Genomic DNA, 17,687 nt, shown 5'->3' with positions numbered 1-17,687 from the left:
CATGAATATTGCATTGACGTCCGGAGTGGCACTGGGGACGCACATACCCGGGCTGCTGCTCGACCGGGCCCTGTCGGCCCGGGAGTTGCCGAGCAGGGTGTACGTGTTGGAGAAGTACTTCCCCCACGAGGTCCGGCAGCGCATTCAGATCGCGAAGGGCCGGTACAGCCGCGACTACCGGCTGGCAAAGGCGGCCCACGCGCTGGCCACCGACCACGCGGAGCTGATCGCGCCGGAGACGCTCACCGCGCTCCTCGACGAGTGGGACGCGGCCCACGTGGGCTCGATCACCGTCTTCTCCGGATTCTGGACGGAGATCGTCGCGGCCTACGTAGGCCGGCGTCCGGACGTCCTCGTCGACGTATGCCATGTCGACGCGGTGCCCTCGCCGTCGCATCGCCACGCGGCGGAGCTCACTGGCATCACGCACACATGGCTGCTCGACGCGCGGACGAACACGTTGAACGAGACGATCCCGGTGACGAGGCCCGGGGCGCTGCTCCCCTGGGAATCGCGGTCGATCAGCTTCCTCGCCCACGGCGGCGGCTGGGGCATGGGCACCCATACGGCCGCAGCCGCACGGCTCGTCGAGGAGGGGGAGTCGGTGAGCCTGATCCTGCCGGAACCCTGGAGCGATCCGCCGGCAGGGCTGAGCGCCTACCACCAGGACCCCAGCTGGGAGCCCGGCCTGGGAACGGCCTTTCCGCGACTGGTCGCGGGCGTGGGTGCGGGCGCCCCCTCGTTCGACTCCCGGGAACACTGGGCCGACACGTTCGAGCTGACCCGGCGCAGCCGCGCGGTGGTCAGCAAGCCGGGCGCGGGCACGCTCATCGACTCGCTCAATGCCGCGACGCCCGTTCTCTTCACGGAGGCGCTGGGCGGCTGGGAGCTCGCCAACGAAAGGGTCTGGTGCGCGCTCGGGTTCGGGATGCGCCTGTCGGAGTGGCTGGACCAGCGTGATCCAGCGCTGCTCAAGGCCATGCACGAGCGCCTTGGCGCGGCCCGCGACGGGGCCGCGTCCTATCCGGACAGCATCGTCGCCCGAGGATTCGGGGGCGCGGCGACGATCGCGCGCTGAGCTCTCCGTATCCGTACGGGTCAGGAAATCGATGATCCAGCGAGGGGAATTGATGGCCGTCGGCGACAGTGAATCGCACAGCGTCTCGATCCGGGGGGCCGAGCAGGGCTCGCTGCCCCTCACCTGGGGTCAGGGAAACATGTGGAACAGTATGACCGCACTCGGTCCGTTGTCGGACCGTCTGAATATGTCGTGGCCCATTTCCTCGTTGAAGGATGGCATCAGCGTGTCCGAGGCGCTCGACCGTCTCAGGGGGCTGCTGTCCTCCCTCGACATCTTTCGCGTGTCGTTCGATACGGAACGCGTGCGGCAGACCTTTCAGGGCGAGGCCCGTATCGAGGTCCGCGTGAGCGAGGCCCCGACCGACACGGTTCCCGTCCACCACGGGTACAACACCCGCAAGGACCCGGCCTGCGCGGAGTTGGCGAGCGGGGCGTTCGGCATGGACGAACCCCAGATCCGCCTGGGACTTCAGCACGTCGGCGGGTTCGTCACCCAGATCAACGTCGCGATGTCGCATCTCGCGTTCGACGGCGGCGCCTGCCGTCCAGTGGACCGCCTGATCCGCGACGCGGTCGAACAGCGCGAAACCCGCGCGCTGGGGATGCAGACCGCGGAATTGGTCGGATACGAGCAGTCGGCCGGCCCGGGCCGCAGAAGCGACGCCGTGATCGACGGCTGGTTGGCCTCGGCCCTGAGGCTGCCGCCCGGCCGCGGCCTGATGCCGATGGCGCCCGGCGCGTTCTCGGTGTCGATTCTCCGGTCGCGGGCAGCCGCGGTCGCCGTCGAGGCGCTCGCCCTGCGGCACCGGGTGAGCGTGAGCGGCGTCGTCGTCTCCGCGCTGACGAGCACCATCCGCCGACACGTCAACAGCGACCTCTCCGCTCTTTTGCTCGTCTGCAATAACCGGTCGCAGCCAGAGCTCACGGACTTCGTCGGCCAGACGATCGGGAACGGGCTGCTCGTCCTGCCGAGCCAGAATCGCGGCGGGGACCGCTTCGCCGAATACACGAAAAACATCTACGCCCGCACGATCACCACCTACAGCCGCGCGCGATACGACTGCATCAAGTGGCGAGACGCGCTCACCGATCTCACGGCGAAGGGGCTCGCGCCCGACTTCTCGTACTACTTCAACGACGTGCGGAGCGATCGGGGCGTATGGGCGGGTCTGGAGAGCGGGCTGCCGGATCTCAAGGCACTGCTCGAAGAGTCGTCCATCATCACTGTCGGTCGACGCGACATGGGCGACGCCACCCTCTTCGCCGATCTCGGCAGCGACGGCGACGAACTGATCCTGCAAGTGGTCTGCGACGACACACGGATTCCGCCGGCCACCGCCACTGCGGCGCTCGCTGCGCTGGAGAGCCTTCTCGTCACCGAGGCCTTGGAAGCCTGAACCGAGCGCGACCTACCGGTTGAGTTCGAGCTAGGAGCTGAGAGCATGCGCAACGAAGCCACCGAGCCGGAGATCCACTACTATCCGCGGCCCTACGGCGTTCAGGAGCGGCTGACGCTGAACACCGAATCGACCGTCAAGTTCATCACCATTGATCCGGGGCAGCGGGTGAGCATGCACCGGCACGCGAAACGCGACGAGTGGTGGACTGTTCTGGACGGCCCGCTCGACGTGCGGGTCGACGATCGCATGTGGACGGCGGCCACCGGCGAGCGCATCTGGATTCCGCGCGGCCTCGCCCACCGCGTCCACAACCCGGGCGATGTGCCGCGCAGATTCCTCGAACTGTCCCTGGGCTTCTTCGACGAAGAGGACATCGAACGCCTTGAGGACAACTACCGTCTGCTCACCTCCACGGACCGCTGAGCCTCCCTCCCGTCCACCACGGCACGCAACTCGTCGAGCCGCGCCAGTCCACTCAGCGCCGCGTCGATCGGCACGCCGAAGTCGATGAGGCACGCGATCTCGTCGACGCCCGCCTTTCGCACGCGCTCCACGACGGGAAGCACGTCCGAAACCGCGCCGAACAGGCCGTCCGAGGTGAGATAGCGCTGGTAGGCGCCATCGACGGCCGCTGGAGCGAAGGTGGATCTGGCCCAGGCCCGGGCCCGCTCCTCCGCGGACGGCCGCCCCGTGCCGGTCCCCTTGCCCGCGGCCGACTCGGTCGAGCCCAGGTTCAGATCCAGCGCGGACATCAGATAGCGCCGCAGCGGCTCGCGCACGACGTGCTCCACCGACTCGAGATCCTCGCCGAGGCAGGTGTGCAGCATCAGGACGACGTGTCCGCGACCGTCGCGCCCCGAGCCCGCGTAGGCGCGCCGATATGCCGCGACGTTCTCCGCCAACGACTCCATGCTCTGCGTGAGCAGGTTCGTCAGCACACCGGCGCCTACGTGCCCGGCAGTTTCGAACGTGCCCGGATTGCCGCTGCTGGTGAGCCACAGCGGAATCTCCGCCTGCACCGGCGGCGGGTAGACCCGGCACTCCGGTTCGGCGTCGAAGGTCTCGCCCCGCCAGAGCCGGCGAAGGGTCTCGACGGCGGCAACCGTGCGCTCCCGGCGGTCGGCGTACGCGTCCGGGTTGAAGAGGAAGTCCCGGAGGTTCCAGCCGGAGGCGAGCGCGACGCCGGCCCGGCCGTGCGAGAGGTTGTCCACCATGGCCCACTCCTCGGCCACCCGCACCGGATGGTGCAGCGGCAGCACCACACTGCCCGCCCGCACCTGCACCCGCGAGGTCACGGCCGCCACCGCCGCGGCCGTGACCGACGGGTTCGGGAACAGGCCGCCGAAGCGGTGGAAGTGCCGCTCGGGTGTCCAGACGGCGGCGAGCCCGTGCTCGTCCGCGAAGCGGGCGCCCTCCATCAGCAGGCGATAGCGATCGCCCGCGGCTTCCCCGTCGTCCGCGAAATAGAACAGGCTGAAATCCACGGTTTCCCCCGTCAGTTGTCTGACGCCAAGGCTCCGACACATCACGCATAACATGCGCCCGAACAATCGCCACGCTAGCAATCGACGATGCCGAGAGACCAGCAGTGGCAAGGCGTCCCAGGAGGCCCGAGTGCACAACTCCGTCCTGGTGCTACCGTCCGATCATGCTTGGGGCGGAGGATTACTGATGGAGAGCATCACAAAGAACCGGCAGCCCGTTGAGGTGCTTCGCACCATGGTCGCCCGCGCCTACGGCCCGGAGGAGGTGTGCGACGCGGGCGAGGACTGGGTCGGCGAACTGAGCGAAGGCTGGTTCAACGTGGCCTACCGGATTCGGCTGCGATCCGGCGCGCAAGTCGTCCTCAAGATCGCGCCGCCGCCGGGTGTCGAGGTCATGACCTACGAGCGTGGAGCCATGGCCACCGAGTTGGAGGCGCTGCGGCTGATCCGGGAGCACACGAAGGTTCCCGTGCCGGAGGTCGACTTCGCCGATCAGACCCATGAGGTGTGCGACGCCGACTACTTCTTCATGACGTACATCGATGCGGACAACCTCCACGTCATCAGGGACACCCTGACCGAAACGGAGGTCGGCGCGTACGACGAGGCGCTCGGCGCGATCACCCGCGAGCTCAACACCATCCCCGGCACCGCCTTCGGCCCGCTGGCCGGACCGGGCGAGAGCACGTGGCGTGCGACCTTCCTGCGGATGGTCGGGGAACTGCTGGGCGACGGCGAGCGACGCGACGTCGTCCTCCCCCACGGCTACGGCGCGATCCGCGACGTCGTGGCCGCCCACGCAGATTCGCTGGACGAGGTGACCGAGCCTCGGTTCGTCGAGTGGGACCTGTGGCCAGGCAACTGCATGGTGCGTGACGGCCAGATCGTCGCAATCGTCGACCACGAGCGGGCGTTCTACGGTGATCCGCTGATGGAGTTCGGCTTCACCGGGAGTGAGTCGGGCGCGTTCGGAGACGCCACAGCTTTCATCCGCGGCTACGGCCACCGGCCGCTCACCACCACCGAGCGGACCCGTCGGCGGCTGTATAACCTCCACCTCTCCCTGATCCAGATCATCGAGACGAACTTCCGCGCGCACACCGGCACCGAGCAGTACGACTGGGCGTGCGAGCGCCTACGGGAGACCGTGGCCCTGCTTGGCGAGTAGGCACTGGCCTCGGTGTTTCACCGGGAATTCCAAGAGCTGTGACGTTTTGTCACCGCATGTAAAAGGTGCTCCGTGGCCTGCGATGAACCGGTTTGTTGAGGACTGGATCATGAGCGGGTGGGGGCACCTTTCACGTGTAGGAAGGACGTTTGGCTCCCTCGTGCACTGCTGGTTCGTACGGGCCGATGACGGTACTCCCGTCGGCGTATGAGCTGGGGCACTCCCGCTCGTACGGTGTGGAGGTGACGACCTTCGACCGTCTGTCCGCTCGGTTGCGGGCGTTGCCGCCGGGTGCCAGGGATGTGCTGGTGGTGGCCGTGGTCGGGATGTTCACCGGAGCGGACGCGGCGGTGAACGAGCCGGATTACCGGCAGGCGGACTGGTTCACCTAGTGCTCCGACCGCATTGGTTCACCGGGTTGCTTAGTCGCGGCCGGGACCGGTGAGCCAGCTGGATGTGGTGACACATTCGAACCGGCACCGTGGAGGCGCGTGGTGGCAGAGCCGGTCAAGGTCCGCAGGCTGACCGACCAGGAGGGGCAGCAGTTACAGCAGATCGTGCGCCGGGGCAGCACCAGCTCGGTGCGCTACCGGCGGGCGATGATGCTGCTGGCCTCGGCCGGCGGGAACCGCGTGCCGGTCATCGCACAGCTGGTGCAGGCCGACGAGGACACGGTGCGGGACGTGATCCACAGGTTCAACGAGATCGGCCTGGCCTGCTTGGACCCTCGGTGGGCGGGAGGCCGTCCCCGCCAACTCAGCCCTGACGACGAGGACTTCGTCGTCGCGACGGCCACTACCCGCCCGGCCAAGCTCGGCCAGCCCTTCACCCGCTGGTCCATCCGCAAACTCGCCGCCTACCTGCGCCGCGTCCACGGTCGGGCCATCCGCATAGGCCGCGAGGCCCTGCGCTGCCTGCTGGCCCGCCGCGGCATCACCTTCCAGCGGACCAAGACCTGGAAGGAGTCCACCGACCCCGAGTACGACACCAAACTCGACCGGATCGAACAGGTCCTGGAGCACTTCCCCGACCGGGTTTTCGCCTTCGACGAGTTCGGGCCGCTGGGCATCCGTCCCACCGGCGGATCCTGCTGGGCCGTGCAGGGCCGCCCCGACCGGGTTCCGGCGACCTACCATCGCACTCACGGGGTGACCTACTTCCACGGCTGCTACTCGGTCGGCGACGACACCCTGTGGGGCGTCAACCGCCGCCACAAAGGCGCCGCGAACTCCCTGGCCGCGCTGAAGTCGATCCGGGCTGCCCGCCCAGACGGCGCCCCGATCTACGTGATCATGGACAACCTCTCCGCACACAAGGGCACCAAGATCCGCGCCTGGGCGAAGAAGAACAAGGTGGAGCTGTGCTTCACCCCGACCAACGCCTCCTGGGCCAATCCCGTCGAGGCGCACTTCGGACCGTTACGGCAGTTCACCCTCGCCAACTCCCATCACCCCAACCACACCGTCCAGACCCGGGAACTGCACGCCTACCTGCGCTGGCGCAACGCCAACGCCCGCCACCCCGACCTCCTGGCCGCCCAACGCAAAGAGCGCGCCCGCATCCGCAGCGAGAAAGGCATCCGCTGGGGAGGTCGGCCACTCCCCGCCACAGCCTGACCGCCGCCCCCTGGCGAACCATCCCGGTCGCAGAACCGCAGGCAGTACCACTCGGGACTCTTGACGGGTCGGATGCGGCGGCCGTGCGTTGGCGCAGGTGATGCCCGCATGGAGGCAGCGGCTACGAGCGGCGTACGGCCAGGACAGCTGACTCGGTGGATGTGGTCAGTACTTCGGTTGCGTGCAGTGCCGGATGGGTGAGGTAGAACATCCGCAGCTCGTCCACTGCACCGGCGAACCGGGGCGGCCAGCCAGACGAGGGCGTGAAGTCGTCCAGCACGAGAACACCTCCAGGAGCGAGCAACTCGACAACCAGTTGAGGGTTGTCGCGTTTGCCTCCGCCGTCGCAGAAGAAGACGTCGAAGGGCGCGTGCTTTTCGAGCAGTCGCCAGTCCCCAGTGAGGACACGTACGCGGTCGTCATCAGCGAAGACATCGGCCGCCCTACGTGCCAGGTCCTGGTCGCGTTCCACGGTGAACAGGCGGGCGTCGCCACTCAGCCCGCTGTGCAACCAGGCGGTTCCCACCCCGCATCCGGTTCCGCTCTCCGCCATGACACCGCCCGGTTTCGAGGCAGCAGCCAGCCTGAGCAACCGGCCTACCTCAGGGGCACAGCTGAACCCGAAACCCGCATCTGCCGCGCCACGCTCAGCAGCCGCAACACGCCCTGGCACGTCAGGTCCTGCGTTCCCCACGGCATCCCCTCCATCGCCGAAGCAGCCATCCTGTCACCGATCCTGCTGGCTTATTCGGTCAAGCGGTGAGGGAGAGGTCGAGGCGGGCAAGGTGGCTGACGCGGGTGCGGTCGAGCGGGTGGCCGTTCCACCAGGCATCGAGGCGTATGAGGTTGAGTGCGACGGCGGAGAAGACGTGCTCCAGGTGGGTCTTCTGGAGACCGAGGTAGCGGGCACGTCTCATCCCGGTGACCGCGACGGCCTGGTGGATGGTTCCTTCGATGCCGGCGCGGGTTGCGTACTTGGCTCGCCACTGCTCGTCGCCCTGCTGGAGGCGGGCATGGTCGAGGACTTCTTGCAGCTCGCGGGGTTGCAGGGAGAGGGTCCGGCCGCCGGTCTGCGAGCTGGTGCACTGGTCGCGCACCGGGCAGGGGCGGCATGTCTCCTTGTTGAACTTGATGACGATGGCCTTGGTGCCGCGCAGGGTGGCGGGGCTCCACCAGGTGCTGGTGTCCCCGCGTGGGCAGGTGGCCTGCCGCTTGTCCCAGTCGATGGTGAACGCGGTGCGGTCGAACCCGGCGCCGGCACGCGCCTGGGGTGAGCTGTTCATCAGGACCGGGGTGACCAGGGTGACTCCGAAGTTCTTCTTGATGCCCACGATCAACTCGGCGGAGGCGTAACCGGAGTCGAGGAAGTGGTCGGCGGGCAGGAGATCGCGGGCGGCGAGCATGTGATGGACCGGTTCGGTCATTTCCGCGTCGGTCACTGTGGCGTCGGTGGTCGCGATGCCGGTGATCAAGCGCGGCGGCGGTTCGTCGGCTCCGGGGATCAGCGCCTGGCCGTCGGCAGCCGGGTCCTGATCATCGGCATCGTCGCAGGACTCGCTGATGTGGATCTTGTAGCCGGTCCACCAGGAGCCCTGTTTGAGGCCGTAGCGGGCGTCGGTGTCGTACGGAGAGGCCAGCCTCAGTCTGCCGGGCGGGAGGTCTTTGCTCTCCCGCCGCTTCACCTCCGCTCCGGCCTCGGACACGGTGCGGTGGTAGTTCTGCACCCACATCGTGCGCAGGACCTGCACCGCCGGCAGTTCGCGCAGCCAGGCCGGAGCATCAGGGGCGTGCACCGCCTCCAGCAGCGCGAACCCGTCCCGGCCGTAGACCAGGGCCATCTCCTCGCGCTTGCTCGTGGAAGCCGGCGGATGCCAGGAGTGAATCCGCGGGCCGTAGCGTTCGGCCCATTCCCGAACGGGCACCGCCTGGGTCAGCCACTCCGGGGCCGCGCAGGCCAGCGCCTCCAGCGCGGCCCGCAGCGTCTCCCCCGCCAGCTCCAGCCTGTTCAGATCGCGTACTGCCGCCAGCACGCGGGTGGAATCGGTGCGCTGCTTGCCTCCCGCCTTCACCAGGCCCCGGTCCTTGAGCGCGGTCAGCAGCAGGTCGAGCACCTTCTCCTCCATCCCGTGCTCGACCAACCGCGTGCGGAACTCGGACAGCACCGAGGCGTCGAACCCGGGATCATCCAGCTCCAGGCCGAGCGCGTATTTCAGGTCCATGCCGTACCGAACCCGATGCGCCGCCGCCCGGTCGGTGAGATTCTCGGCGAACTGCAACACCGTCACCAGCGCGAGCTGGCCCGGTGACCAGCCCGGCCGCCCTCTGACTCCGAACGCCTCGGCGAACTCGGCGTCCGCGAACAACTCGCCCAGTTCGTCACGGACCCGCATCGCCAACGGGTACGGGCCCCGTGCCGCCACCGCCCGCGCCACCTGCGCGGTCAGCTCAGGCACCGTCGGCCACGGCCTCGGCTGCATCGACATTCCACACCCCACCCGCGACCGGGAACGCCAAGACGGCCGCTGCTGTCCTGACCAACGAGCCGCCAGCCCCACTGGGCACGTGTCCTGTTTCTGCGATGTATCGGCAGTCCCGCCGTTCTGGAGGCATGTACGGCTGGGTCCCGGTCATGTGTTGGCAAGTTCCGGTGCCCGATAGGTCGAGGGCGCCCTCGTGAATCCGGCAGTCAGCGCAAGCTGATGCAGAAGGGATGCCCAGCCGGATCGGTGAGGACCCGCGCCTTGTCGCCATGCGGCTGGTGATCCGGCTTGCCCGCGCCCAGCTCCAGCAGCCGGGCCTCGGCCACGGCCAAGTCCTCATCTACCTTGAAGCAGATGTGAAGCTGCTGGGGAACGACTTGGCCGGGCCAGCTCGGAGCCCGGTAGTCGTCGACCCGCTGAAAACCGATGAGGAGTCCGTGCTCACCGTTGAGGCCCGCGAAGTCGGCGTCCGACTTCGGGTGCAGTTCAAGGCCGGTGGCCTGCCGATAGAACGCCGCCAAGGCCAGCGGATCAGGGCAGTCGAGCGTTATCGCAACCAGCTTCATCTGCAGGGACATGGCACCTCCGGGCCGACCAGTGAACTTCCGCCACGAGCACCCTAGGAGACAACTACCTACGGTTGAGCGGGAAACCGACCGCCAACGTGTCCCACTCAACCGTAAGCGCCGCTGGTCACAGCCTTGCCCTACCCACCGTTATCTGCGGAATAGGCCAGCAGGATCGTCACCTGACGCAAACTGCGGCTCTCGTGCCGACGAGGGCCCCACCCGAACCCGGTGAACCAATGCGGTCGGAGCACTAGCTGCTGCTTGCGGTGTCACTGCTGGCGCTGGTGTGGCGGTCTCCGTCGTCTGCCGGGACGGCATGCTGGCGGTGGAGGTCGTCGACGACGGACCGCCGTCCCAACCGCCTGCGGACGGTGGCTTCGGGCTGGTTGGGATGAGGGAGCGGGTTGCGGCAGCCGGGGGCAGGATCGGCTACGGGCCGCTGCCCACCGGGGGTTTCCGGGTCCGGGCGGTGCTCCCGGCCGGCGAGGACAGCCGAGCGGAGCGACCGTGGCCGTACGCGTGGTCCTCGCGGACGACCAGACCATCGTACGCGCGGGCTTCCGGGCCCTGCTGGACCTGACCGACGACCTGGTCGTGGTCGCGGAGGCGGCCGACGGGGCGCGGGCCGTCGAGGCGGTGCGGCTGGCCCGGCCCGACGTCGTCCTGATGGACATCCGCATGCCCGGCGTCGACGCATCGAGGCCACCCGCCGCATCGCCGCCGACCCCGCGCTGGACGCCGTACGAGTGGTCATGCTCACCACGTACCAGGTCGACTCGTACGTCTTCGAGGCGCTGCGGCACGGCGCGGCAGGTTTCCTGCTCAAGGACATCGAGCCGGACGAACTGCGGACGGCGATCCGCACGGTCGCGGCCGGGCAGAGTCTCCTCGCGCCCGCCGTCACGCGCTTGGTGGTGGAGGAGTTCGCCCGGCTCAGGGGCCCGGAAGCGATGGGCGCCGAGCGGCTGGCCGTACTCACGCATCGGGAGCGGGAGGTGATGGCGCTGGTCGCGGCCGGGCTGAGCAACGAGGAGATCGGCCAGGAGCTGGTCATGAGGCCGCTGACCGCGAAGACCCATGTGAGCCGGGCGATGATCAAGCTGGGGTCGCGGGACCGGGCGCAGCTGGTGGTGCTGGTGTACGAGACGGGGCTGGTGAGGGCGGGGGAGCGGTGACCGTACTCCCGCGGGGGTGGGTCTTGACCGTTCACCTGGACACAGATCCACAAGGACGCGCTGCAGACGCTCGCCTCCGACTTCTATGCCGACCTCCTGCGCCGCTCCCAGGAAGCCGGGCGCATGGCTGAGCAGTTCTACCGTGCCGCCCGTCTGCAGCCCGGATCGAGCTGCCGCTCCTGGCCGCCGCAGGCAGGACCGACCGCCAGGCCGCGAAGGACCTTGCCAACCGGCTCCTCGCCGATCACCAGCTCGTTTACGTCGTCTACCGCAACGGAGCCCGGGTCCCCGTCCGGGCCTGGCCGGAGGAGGCAACCCTCGCGAAGAGCGCCGTGGCGTACAACGCCGGAACCCTCAACCGCACCGCCGAGGCGGGCGTTCGGCACGTTGAGGTCTTCGACAGGTTCGACTGCGATTGGCTCACTGACACCGACCTCGACAAAGCGAACGGCACAATACGGGCGTGCAGGAAGCTGCTGGCGCTCTGATCTCTCATCCCCGTTGTCGGAGGGCGTTCGGCCCGCGGCCAGATCTGGCTTCTGCCTGATGTGGGGGAAGGCACTCTGGGCACCTTCCGAGCGGCAGTGGTCTACGTGCCAGCTGGCGAGAGGTCACCGCCGCCGATGCGGCGCCTGGTCCAACTTCCCGTCCACGGCGGCGTTGATTAGTAGAGGTGCCTGGCGCTCGACTCCGGGGGGCTGGTTTTTGAGGTTCTCCTCGACCTTGCTCGCAGGAATTTGGAGGACACGCCGGATATCTGCTGCAAGGTCCGGAAAGGGCTCCAGGGCGGTCGCGATCATGTGCAGGTTCTCCTGCCAACCGGCACGGATCATCCCGATGACTATCGCCACCAGCAGCAGGGCGAACTCCGGCAGTTCATCGAGGCTCCCGATACCTTCCATACCCGCGTAGTTGCTGTCGTCGGACACCGCGCAGATCGTCCTGGCGACGAGCGGCAGGAATTTGAACAGCATCGCCACCAGATGTCTGGCCGACTCAAGTTCCCTGGCCGTCGTCTCTGCGATGCGCGCCATCGTGGGCAAGGAAAGGAACTGTGCCGCGTCCAGAAGGTCCTGTGCTGGGCCGACCAGCCATGGCCCAGCACCGTTCACGCGCTGGCTACGCCCTGGGGAAACTCCGAGTACCTGCTCGACCGTTCTGGCTGCCTCCTCGGTCGTGTCCAGCGTCTCGCCGAAGGCAAACAGTCGCAGCAGCACTTCGACTGCACTGGTCCGCTCGGAGGCCCTCATTCGTACCCGGCGCGGCAGGGCGGGCCCGCGCTTGGCGGCGAGGGTTGAAGCGATGGAACTCACGGCGGCCTCGCGCTCCGCTGCCGGGTTCAAGCCTCGGCGCGAAGCCTCAGCTACGAGCTCGCTCTCCAGGGTCCGCGTCATGACGCTCAGGCTGTTGCTCACGGAGTCCCGGACTGCGGCCGTAGTGATCGGGAAACCGTCGAGCCACAGCAGCACCCGCAGCACGTCGGGGTCATTGGTGTGCTCGCGCCAGCGCATGAGGCTTACCAGCTGGCGGTCGGCACCGGGTGCGTACAGCCACACTGGGCTGCGTCCCCGATTCGCCGCCCGCTGGAGGCGGGGGAGCAGTCCCTGAGCACGGAACGTCTCCAGGCGCCGCCCATCTACGGCGTACCCCGCCGCCGCTGCGGCCCGGAAGAGATCTCCCCTCTCGATCCTGATCGACGGCTGCCTCGCCGGGACCGGCCCGATCATCGAACCCTGGTGATCGCTCGGGCAGACACTACGAGTTCAACCTGAGTAGCTCAGAGCGGCTTTGCCCCCTGCCCACCTTCCGCCAGGCCGGTGCTGTGACGGGAAGGCTCCCGACCGGGCAGCGGCCGCGCGGCTTGAAGCGCATGTACTCACGGTTCGTGGCCCTGCGGATCAGGCCCGCCGGACGCGAGATCCGCAAAAACACTGACGGCCCCGAACTGCCCGTGCGCTGGCTGCTGGCCGAATGGCCCGCCAACGAGAGCGAACCCGTCCAGTTGTGGCTGTCCAACCTGCCCGCCGACACCCCGCTGACCACCCTGGTGCGCACCGCGAAGCTGCGCTGGCGCATCGAGCGCGACTACCGCGAGATGAAACAGGCCCTGGGCCCGGCCCACTTCGAGGGCCGCACCTGGCACCACCAGTCACCCTCGTCGCCGTCGCCCATGCCTTCTGCACCCTCCAAAGACTGACCCGGTCCCCAAAAGGGACGGCGCCGGCCTGAGCCTTTACCACGTCGCCCGCGAACTGCAGATACTCCTCACGATCTGGACCGGCGCCTGCCCCACCGGTCACCGCAACATGCCAGAGCCAATACCAACCTGACCAAGCCCCACTAGGGAGTACAACCCGGTGGGGGCTCGTGCCGTCAATCCGCTCGGCCCCGCCCTCGATATCGACTGGCCCCTGCCACCTTTGGTGTCCGAGCAGGACCAAAACACCCTCACTCTGGCAGACGACTGTTCTGACTCTGTTGGTGATCTTCAGGGGTGCTGGCAGCTGCTCCGGGCGTTGCTTCCGTGGGGACAGTGAGGCGGTGCCAAGGTCGAGGCGAGCCCGATGTCGTTGCAGCCGAGAGAATCCCAGCGGATTCCGGCGTGTACCGTGCGCACGGCCTGGACGGCGTGCCTGAAGGGGACGCCCGCGATGCTGGTGCGGGATCGTCTTGATTTACTGCGGACGGCTCGGCGAGCCGACGGCCTCGATGGCCACAGGGGTGATGTTGGGCTTGCCGAAGGTGAGAGTGAAGGGAGCGACGTCGGCGACGCGCGAGTATGTCAGGATGGCCGACGTGATAACAGGAGTTTTGTTCGACGCCTCCGGCACGCTGATCCGGATCGAGAACACTGCCGCGTGGCTCGACGTGGGTCTGGCCGAGCTCGAGCTCGAGCTCGACGACAAAGAACATGCGGCGCTGGTGGCGCGCCTGGAAGCACTAGGCGCACTGCCGGGGACCCCTGCGCCTGCGTTTGTGCCGGAGGCGCTGGCCGGGGCGTGGGCTCTGCGGGAACTGGACCAAGAGGCGCACCGGACCGCGCACATCGGTCTCGCGTTGGCGGCGCGGCTGCCGGATGAGCGGCTAGCGCAGGTGCTTTACGACCGCCACCTGCGCCCCGAGGCGTGGCAGGCGTATCCGGACGCGCTACCCACCCTCAAGGAGCTGCGGCGCCGCAGGGTGCCAGTGGCGGTAGTGAGTAACATCGCGTGGGACCTGCGGCCAGTCTTCCAGCAGCATGGGCTAGACGAGTTCATCAACGTGTACGTGTTCTCCTTCGAACGCTCAGCACAGAAACCCGATCCGAGCATGTTCCACATGGCGCTCGCCGAAATTGGGCGGGCACCGGAGCAGGTACTGATGGTCGGGGACGATGCCTCCACAGACGGTGGGGCTGTCGCCATCGGCTGTACCTTCCACCAAGTCGCGCACCGGCCGGTTGACGAACGTCCGGACGCGCTCCACGCCGTCCTCAGCCTCATCTCTGCCGCTTCCTGAACGAATCACCGGTGTTGAACACGCCGGACGCCTCGTGCGCTTCCGAAAGCGCTCTGCCGCGGCAGCACCGCAGAGGAAGAACAGGAAGCACCATGCCACCGATCCTGAGCATGGTCGTACCCGTATTCGACGCCGAGCTCTACTTCTCCGCCTGCCTCGATTCGCTGACCAACCAGCGAATCGCCGACATTGAGATCGACGACGACGGCTCGGCGGACGGCAGTCGCCCGAATTGCCGACGCGTGGGCGCGCAAGAACTCCCGAGTGCGGGTCATCGAGCAACGCAACTCCGGCTTGAGCGCCGCCCGCAACACCGGCGTGGAATCGGCGCGCGGGACGTACCTCGCCTTCTGCGATGGCGACGACGTGTCCGGGATCTGGATGGTGCCGGACAGCCGGTCCTGGACGTATTCGCGCAGTCGATGGTTCTGGACCAGCTTCGCCGTCTTCGGCCGTCGGCCCCGGCGCTCTGCGTGCCACTGCGCCACCGAGGCCCGGTACTCCAAGTGGTACGTCCGTGTGGACGCGTTGCGCCGCGCCTCTCGGGTGACCGTCGAAGGCGAACGCCCCAGGCGCCGCGTTATCTCGCGCACGCCGACATTCGGAGCACGCCACAGCGCGATCTCTTCTCGCTCCGCGATCGCCGCCGGACTCCGCCACCACGCCCGCGACACCAACCGCCCGCTCATCTCCCTTGGTATTGCGTGATCCACCCGGCCATACCCCTTGGACGACGCCGCCGCGCGCGCTGCTACTGTGACTTCACATGGCTGACACCGAGATCGAGATCACCGCAGACCTGGTCCGCGACCTGCTGCAGGAGCAACATCCAGACCTTGCAGGGCTGGACATCCGCGAGGTGGCGGGCGGCTGGGGCAACCAAATGTGGCGTCTCGGGGACGAGTTGGCCGTGCGCATGCAGCGCATGGACCCCACCCCGGAGCTCCAGCTCAAGGAGCGCCGGTGGCTACCCGTGCTGGCCCCGCGTCTGCCGCTCCCGGTGCCGACCCCGGTGCGGTTGGGCGAACCGTCCGAGCGCTTCCCCAAGCACTGGACCGTGATGACGTGGGTTCCCGGTGAGCCGCTGGACCACGGCTCGATCAGCCGCGGCGTCCACGCGGCCGACACGTTGGCGGGTTTCCTCCGGGCGCTCCATGTGGAGGCGCCCGCCGAGGCGCCGATCGCTACGGACCGCGGTGCGCATCCCAGGGACTGCACGGGCGGCTTCGACTACTTCTTCCACGCCGTTGCTCTCGACGACCTCGCCGACGATGTCCGTGCCGTCTGGGACGACGCCGTTGCAGCGCCCGAGTGGGAGGGGCCACCGCTCTGGGTGCATGGCGACCTCCATCCCGCGAACGTAGTGGTCTCGGGCGGAACGCTCTCGGGCATTGTCGACTTCGGTGACATGTTCGCCGGCGATCCGGCATTGGACCTCGCTGCCGCATGGGTGTTGCTACCCGCGGGCACGGCTTCACGGTTCTTCGACACGTACGCGCGTGCAGACGAGGCGGCGATCCGGCGCGCCCGCGGGCTGGCCGCTATGAAGAGCCTCTTCCTGATGCTCATGGGGCAGAACGGAGATCGGGGCCTTCCCGGCGGCAAGCCGAACTGGGGGCCTGTCGGCCGGGCGGCACTTGATCGTGTTCTGAAGGGCGTCTAGTGTGCTGCGCCAGAAATCCTGATGGTTAGCCTCGCGCTTTCACGTTGCAGGGCGTCCGGTAGGTGATCAAAAACGCGGAGAGTGCTCCTGACCTACAACGATGAGACTCGTCTAGGGTCCAGGTCGTCGCGTGAAAGAAGCACTCTCCAGGTGAAGAAGCGTATCGGGTCGTACCCGCGTGTCCGCATCGAGGGCGGCGGCCGGACGGTGGTCTCGCAGGCCGGGGTGTACTGCTGGTCGAGACCGTCCGCAAGGCCGGCTTGGACACCGCGATATCAGCGGCGCTGACGCCGTGGCGGAAAACTCGGGCGGTGCACGATCCGGGCAAGATCCTGCTGGACGTGGCCCTGGCGGTCGCGCTGGGCGCGGACTGCCTCGCGGATGTCGCCATGCTGCGGGCCGAGCCGGCCGTGTTCGGGCCGGTGGCCTCCGACCCGACGGTCTCCCGTCTCATCGACACCCTCGCAGCCTCCGGGGAGCAGGCCCTGCGGGCCATCCGTTCCGCGCGGGCTGAAGTCCGCCAGCATGTCTGGCGGTTGGCCGACCGGGAAGCGCCTGATGTGGGCGGGACGGTGACCGTGGACCTCGACGGGGTGCTGGTGATCGCGCACTCGGACAAGGAGGACGCCGCACCCACGTGGAAGCGAACCTACGGCCACCACCCGCTGATGGGGTTCGTCGACCACGGAAGCGGCGGCACGGGTGAACCGGTCGCGGCGGCAACGCGGGATCGAACACGGCCACCGACCACATCAGCGTCGCCCAACTGGCCCTGGCCCAGCTGCCGAAGAAGTACCGGCGCGGGCGCCGGACCCTGACTTGCACCGACTCCGCGGGCGGCACCCACGACTTCGTCGCCTGGCTCGCTCAGCGGGGACGGTGGCTGTCCTACTCGGTCGGCACGGTGATCACCGAGCAGGTCCACCAGCATGTGCTGAAGGTTCCGGCATTTGCCTGGACGGCGGCCGTCGAGGCAGACGGCGGGATCCGCGACGGCGCCTGGGTCGCTGAACTCACCGGCGACGTTCTGGACGGCTGGCCCAAGGGCATGCGGCTGATCGTCAGGAAGGAACGACCGCACCCCGGGGCCCAGTTGCGGCTCACGGATGCGGACGGCATGCGGCTGACCTGTTTCGCCACCAACACGCCCGGCCGGCCGATCGCCGAACTCGAGTTCCGTCACCGGCTGCGGGCCCGGGCCGAGGACCGCATCCGCGCCGCCCGGACCCCCGGCCTGCGCAACCGGCCCCTGCACCGCACGGCCCAGAATCGGATCTGGCTGGAGATCGTGCAGATCGCTCTCGACCTGCTGGCCTGGATGCCGATACTCGCCCTGACCGGCAAGGCCAGGCTCTGGGAGCCCCGCCGACTACGCCTCCGCCTGTTCACCGCGGCCGGACAGCTCGTGACCCCCGGCCGTCGGCGAATGCTCCGCTTGGCCCGGCACTGGCCCTGGACCGGTCACATCACCGCAGCCCTCGACCGGCTCACCCAACTGCCCGACCCAGGCTGACCAGCACGTTCCCCATCCCTTCGGCAGCACCTCAACACCTC

Annotated in this window: 14 protein-coding genes and 5 pseudogenes; 13 read left to right on the top strand and 6 right to left on the bottom strand. The window is 68.2% G+C overall.

Annotation, left to right across the window (positions count from 1 at the left end):
* The first annotated feature begins 1 nt into the window (after position 1).
* Genes OG241_RS09445 through OG241_RS09435 form a run of 3 tightly spaced genes read left to right on the top strand, consistent with a single transcriptional unit; the run spans position 2 to position 2,903 of the window.
* Positions 2 to 1,078 (top strand): hypothetical protein, encoded by a 1,077-nt coding sequence (locus tag OG241_RS09445; protein WP_405775441.1) that lies wholly within the window; start codon positions 2 to 4, stop codon positions 1,076 to 1,078.
* 52 nt (positions 1,079 to 1,130) lie between these two features.
* Entirely contained in the window at positions 1,131 to 2,477 is a 1,347-nt protein-coding gene (locus OG241_RS09440) for a hypothetical protein (protein ID WP_405775443.1), read from the top strand.
* 45 nt (positions 2,478 to 2,522) lie between these two features.
* Positions 2,523 to 2,903 carry a phosphomannose isomerase type II C-terminal cupin domain gene (locus OG241_RS09435; protein ID WP_405775444.1) on the top strand — a complete coding sequence of 127 codons (381 nt, stop codon included), beginning with the start codon at positions 2,523 to 2,525 and terminating at the stop codon, positions 2,901 to 2,903.
* Here the strand turns inward: OG241_RS09435 and OG241_RS09430 are convergent.
* On the bottom strand, positions 2,873 to 3,964 hold the full coding sequence (locus tag OG241_RS09430) for a MupA/Atu3671 family FMN-dependent luciferase-like monooxygenase (protein WP_405775446.1): 1,092 nt from the start codon (positions 3,962 to 3,964) through the stop codon (positions 2,873 to 2,875). The two genes, OG241_RS09435 and OG241_RS09430, sit on opposite strands and share 31 nt — an antisense overlap.
* A gap of 187 nt (positions 3,965 to 4,151) precedes the next feature.
* Here OG241_RS09430 and OG241_RS09425 point away from each other — a divergent pair, with 187 nt between their 5' ends.
* The 3 genes from OG241_RS09425 to OG241_RS09415 all read left to right on the top strand — a co-directional run bounded on the left by OG241_RS09425 (position 4,152) and on the right by OG241_RS09415 (position 6,748).
* Complete coding sequence (locus tag OG241_RS09425; protein ID WP_405775448.1) at positions 4,152 to 5,132, top strand: phosphotransferase family protein; 981 nt, start codon at positions 4,152 to 4,154, stop codon at positions 5,130 to 5,132.
* Between the two features lie 242 nt (positions 5,133 to 5,374).
* Complete coding sequence (locus tag OG241_RS09420; RefSeq protein ID WP_405775450.1) at positions 5,375 to 5,524, top strand: hypothetical protein; 150 nt, start codon at positions 5,375 to 5,377, stop codon at positions 5,522 to 5,524.
* Positions 5,525 to 5,626: 102 nt separating this feature from the next.
* A complete protein-coding gene (locus tag OG241_RS09415; RefSeq protein ID WP_405775452.1) occupies positions 5,627 to 6,748 on the top strand; it encodes an IS630 family transposase in 1,122 nt (373 codons plus the stop codon).
* 121 nt (positions 6,749 to 6,869) lie between these two features.
* Here the strand turns inward: OG241_RS09415 and OG241_RS09410 are convergent, their stop codons facing one another.
* From OG241_RS09410 to OG241_RS09400, 3 genes are all read right to left on the bottom strand, one after another.
* Positions 6,870 to 7,301, bottom strand: a complete 432-nt coding sequence (locus tag OG241_RS09410) for an O-methyltransferase (RefSeq protein WP_405775454.1) — start codon at positions 7,299 to 7,301, stop codon at positions 6,870 to 6,872.
* A gap of 199 nt (positions 7,302 to 7,500) precedes the next feature.
* Positions 7,501 to 9,225: an IS1182 family transposase gene (locus OG241_RS09405; RefSeq protein ID WP_405814764.1), complete on the bottom strand. Its 1,725-nt coding sequence runs from the start codon at positions 9,223 to 9,225 to the stop codon at positions 7,501 to 7,503.
* Between the two features lie 209 nt (positions 9,226 to 9,434).
* Positions 9,435 to 9,806 carry a VOC family protein gene (locus OG241_RS09400; RefSeq protein WP_403699037.1) on the bottom strand — a complete coding sequence of 124 codons (372 nt, stop codon included), beginning with the start codon at positions 9,804 to 9,806 and terminating at the stop codon, positions 9,435 to 9,437.
* 498 nt (positions 9,807 to 10,304) lie between these two features.
* Here OG241_RS09400 and OG241_RS09395 point away from each other — a divergent pair.
* Both OG241_RS09395 and OG241_RS09390 read left to right on the top strand, forming a co-directional pair.
* A pseudogene (locus OG241_RS09395) lies at positions 10,305 to 10,972 on the top strand (response regulator).
* Positions 10,973 to 11,304: 332 nt separating this feature from the next.
* Positions 11,305 to 11,460, top strand: coding sequence for a hypothetical protein (locus tag OG241_RS09390; RefSeq protein WP_405775456.1), 156 nt, complete (start codon positions 11,305 to 11,307; stop codon positions 11,458 to 11,460).
* A 123-nt stretch (positions 11,461 to 11,583) separates the two neighbouring features.
* Here the strand turns inward: OG241_RS09390 and OG241_RS09385 are convergent, their stop codons facing one another.
* Positions 11,584 to 12,483, bottom strand: coding sequence for a hypothetical protein (locus tag OG241_RS09385; protein WP_405775458.1), 900 nt, complete (start codon positions 12,481 to 12,483; stop codon positions 11,584 to 11,586).
* A 315-nt stretch (positions 12,484 to 12,798) separates the two neighbouring features.
* Between OG241_RS09385 and OG241_RS09380 the strand changes: the two are divergent.
* The 3 genes and pseudogenes from OG241_RS09380 to OG241_RS09370 form a co-directional block, all read left to right on the top strand.
* Positions 12,799 to 13,201, top strand: a pseudogene (locus OG241_RS09380) (IS701 family transposase); the annotation flags it as partial.
* Between the two features lie 558 nt (positions 13,202 to 13,759).
* On the top strand, positions 13,760 to 14,470 hold the full coding sequence (locus OG241_RS09375; RefSeq protein ID WP_405775460.1) for an HAD family hydrolase: 711 nt from the start codon (positions 13,760 to 13,762) through the stop codon (positions 14,468 to 14,470).
* 264 nt (positions 14,471 to 14,734) lie between these two features.
* Positions 14,735 to 14,779 (top strand): annotated as a pseudogene (locus OG241_RS09370) (hypothetical protein); the annotation flags it as partial.
* Between the two features lie 59 nt (positions 14,780 to 14,838).
* On the opposite strand, the pseudogene OG241_RS09365 reads toward OG241_RS09370, so the two are convergent.
* A pseudogene (locus OG241_RS09365) lies at positions 14,839 to 15,189 on the bottom strand (helix-turn-helix domain-containing protein); the annotation flags it as partial.
* 47 nt (positions 15,190 to 15,236) lie between these two features.
* Between OG241_RS09365 and OG241_RS09360 the strand changes: the two are divergent.
* Positions 15,237 to 16,133: an aminoglycoside phosphotransferase family protein gene (locus tag OG241_RS09360; protein WP_405775462.1), complete on the top strand. Its 897-nt coding sequence runs from the start codon at positions 15,237 to 15,239 to the stop codon at positions 16,131 to 16,133.
* A 260-nt stretch (positions 16,134 to 16,393) separates the two neighbouring features.
* A pseudogene (locus tag OG241_RS09355) lies at positions 16,394 to 17,646 on the top strand (IS1380 family transposase).
* Positions 17,647 to 17,687 lie beyond the last annotated feature (41 nt).

The sequence above is a fragment of the Streptomyces sp. NBC_01390 genome (assembly GCF_045040105.1).
Classification (GTDB): Bacteria; Actinomycetota; Actinomycetes; order Streptomycetales; family Streptomycetaceae; genus Streptomyces.
The sequence above is the reverse complement of the archived record's forward strand: the minus strand, read 5'-3'. Positions and strand labels throughout refer to the sequence as shown.

Bases quoted from the DNA above. Each gene is read 5' to 3' on its own strand.
- OG241_RS09405 (WP_405814764.1), bottom strand. From the start codon at position 9,225: ATGCAGCCGAGGCCGTGGCCGACGGTGCCTGAGCTGACCGCGCAGGTG.
- OG241_RS09435 (WP_405775444.1), top strand. From the start codon at position 2,523: ATGCGCAACGAAGCCACCGAGCCGGAGATCCACTACTATCCGCGGCCC.
- OG241_RS09410 (WP_405775454.1), bottom strand. From the start codon at position 7,301: ATGGCGGAGAGCGGAACCGGATGCGGGGTGGGAACCGCCTGGTTGCAC.
- OG241_RS09445 (WP_405775441.1), top strand. From the start codon at position 2: ATGAATATTGCATTGACGTCCGGAGTGGCACTGGGGACGCACATACCC.
- OG241_RS09425 (WP_405775448.1), top strand. From the start codon at position 4,152: ATGGAGAGCATCACAAAGAACCGGCAGCCCGTTGAGGTGCTTCGCACC.
- OG241_RS09400 (WP_403699037.1), bottom strand. From the start codon at position 9,806: ATGTCCCTGCAGATGAAGCTGGTTGCGATAACGCTCGACTGCCCTGAT.
- OG241_RS09360 (WP_405775462.1), top strand. From the start codon at position 15,237: ATGGCTGACACCGAGATCGAGATCACCGCAGACCTGGTCCGCGACCTG.
- OG241_RS09375 (WP_405775460.1), top strand. From the start codon at position 13,760: ATGGCCGACGTGATAACAGGAGTTTTGTTCGACGCCTCCGGCACGCTG.
- OG241_RS09385 (WP_405775458.1), bottom strand. From the start codon at position 12,483: ATGCGCTGGCGCGAGCACACCAATGACCCCGACGTGCTGCGGGTGCTG.
- OG241_RS09440 (WP_405775443.1), top strand. From the start codon at position 1,131: ATGGCCGTCGGCGACAGTGAATCGCACAGCGTCTCGATCCGGGGGGCC.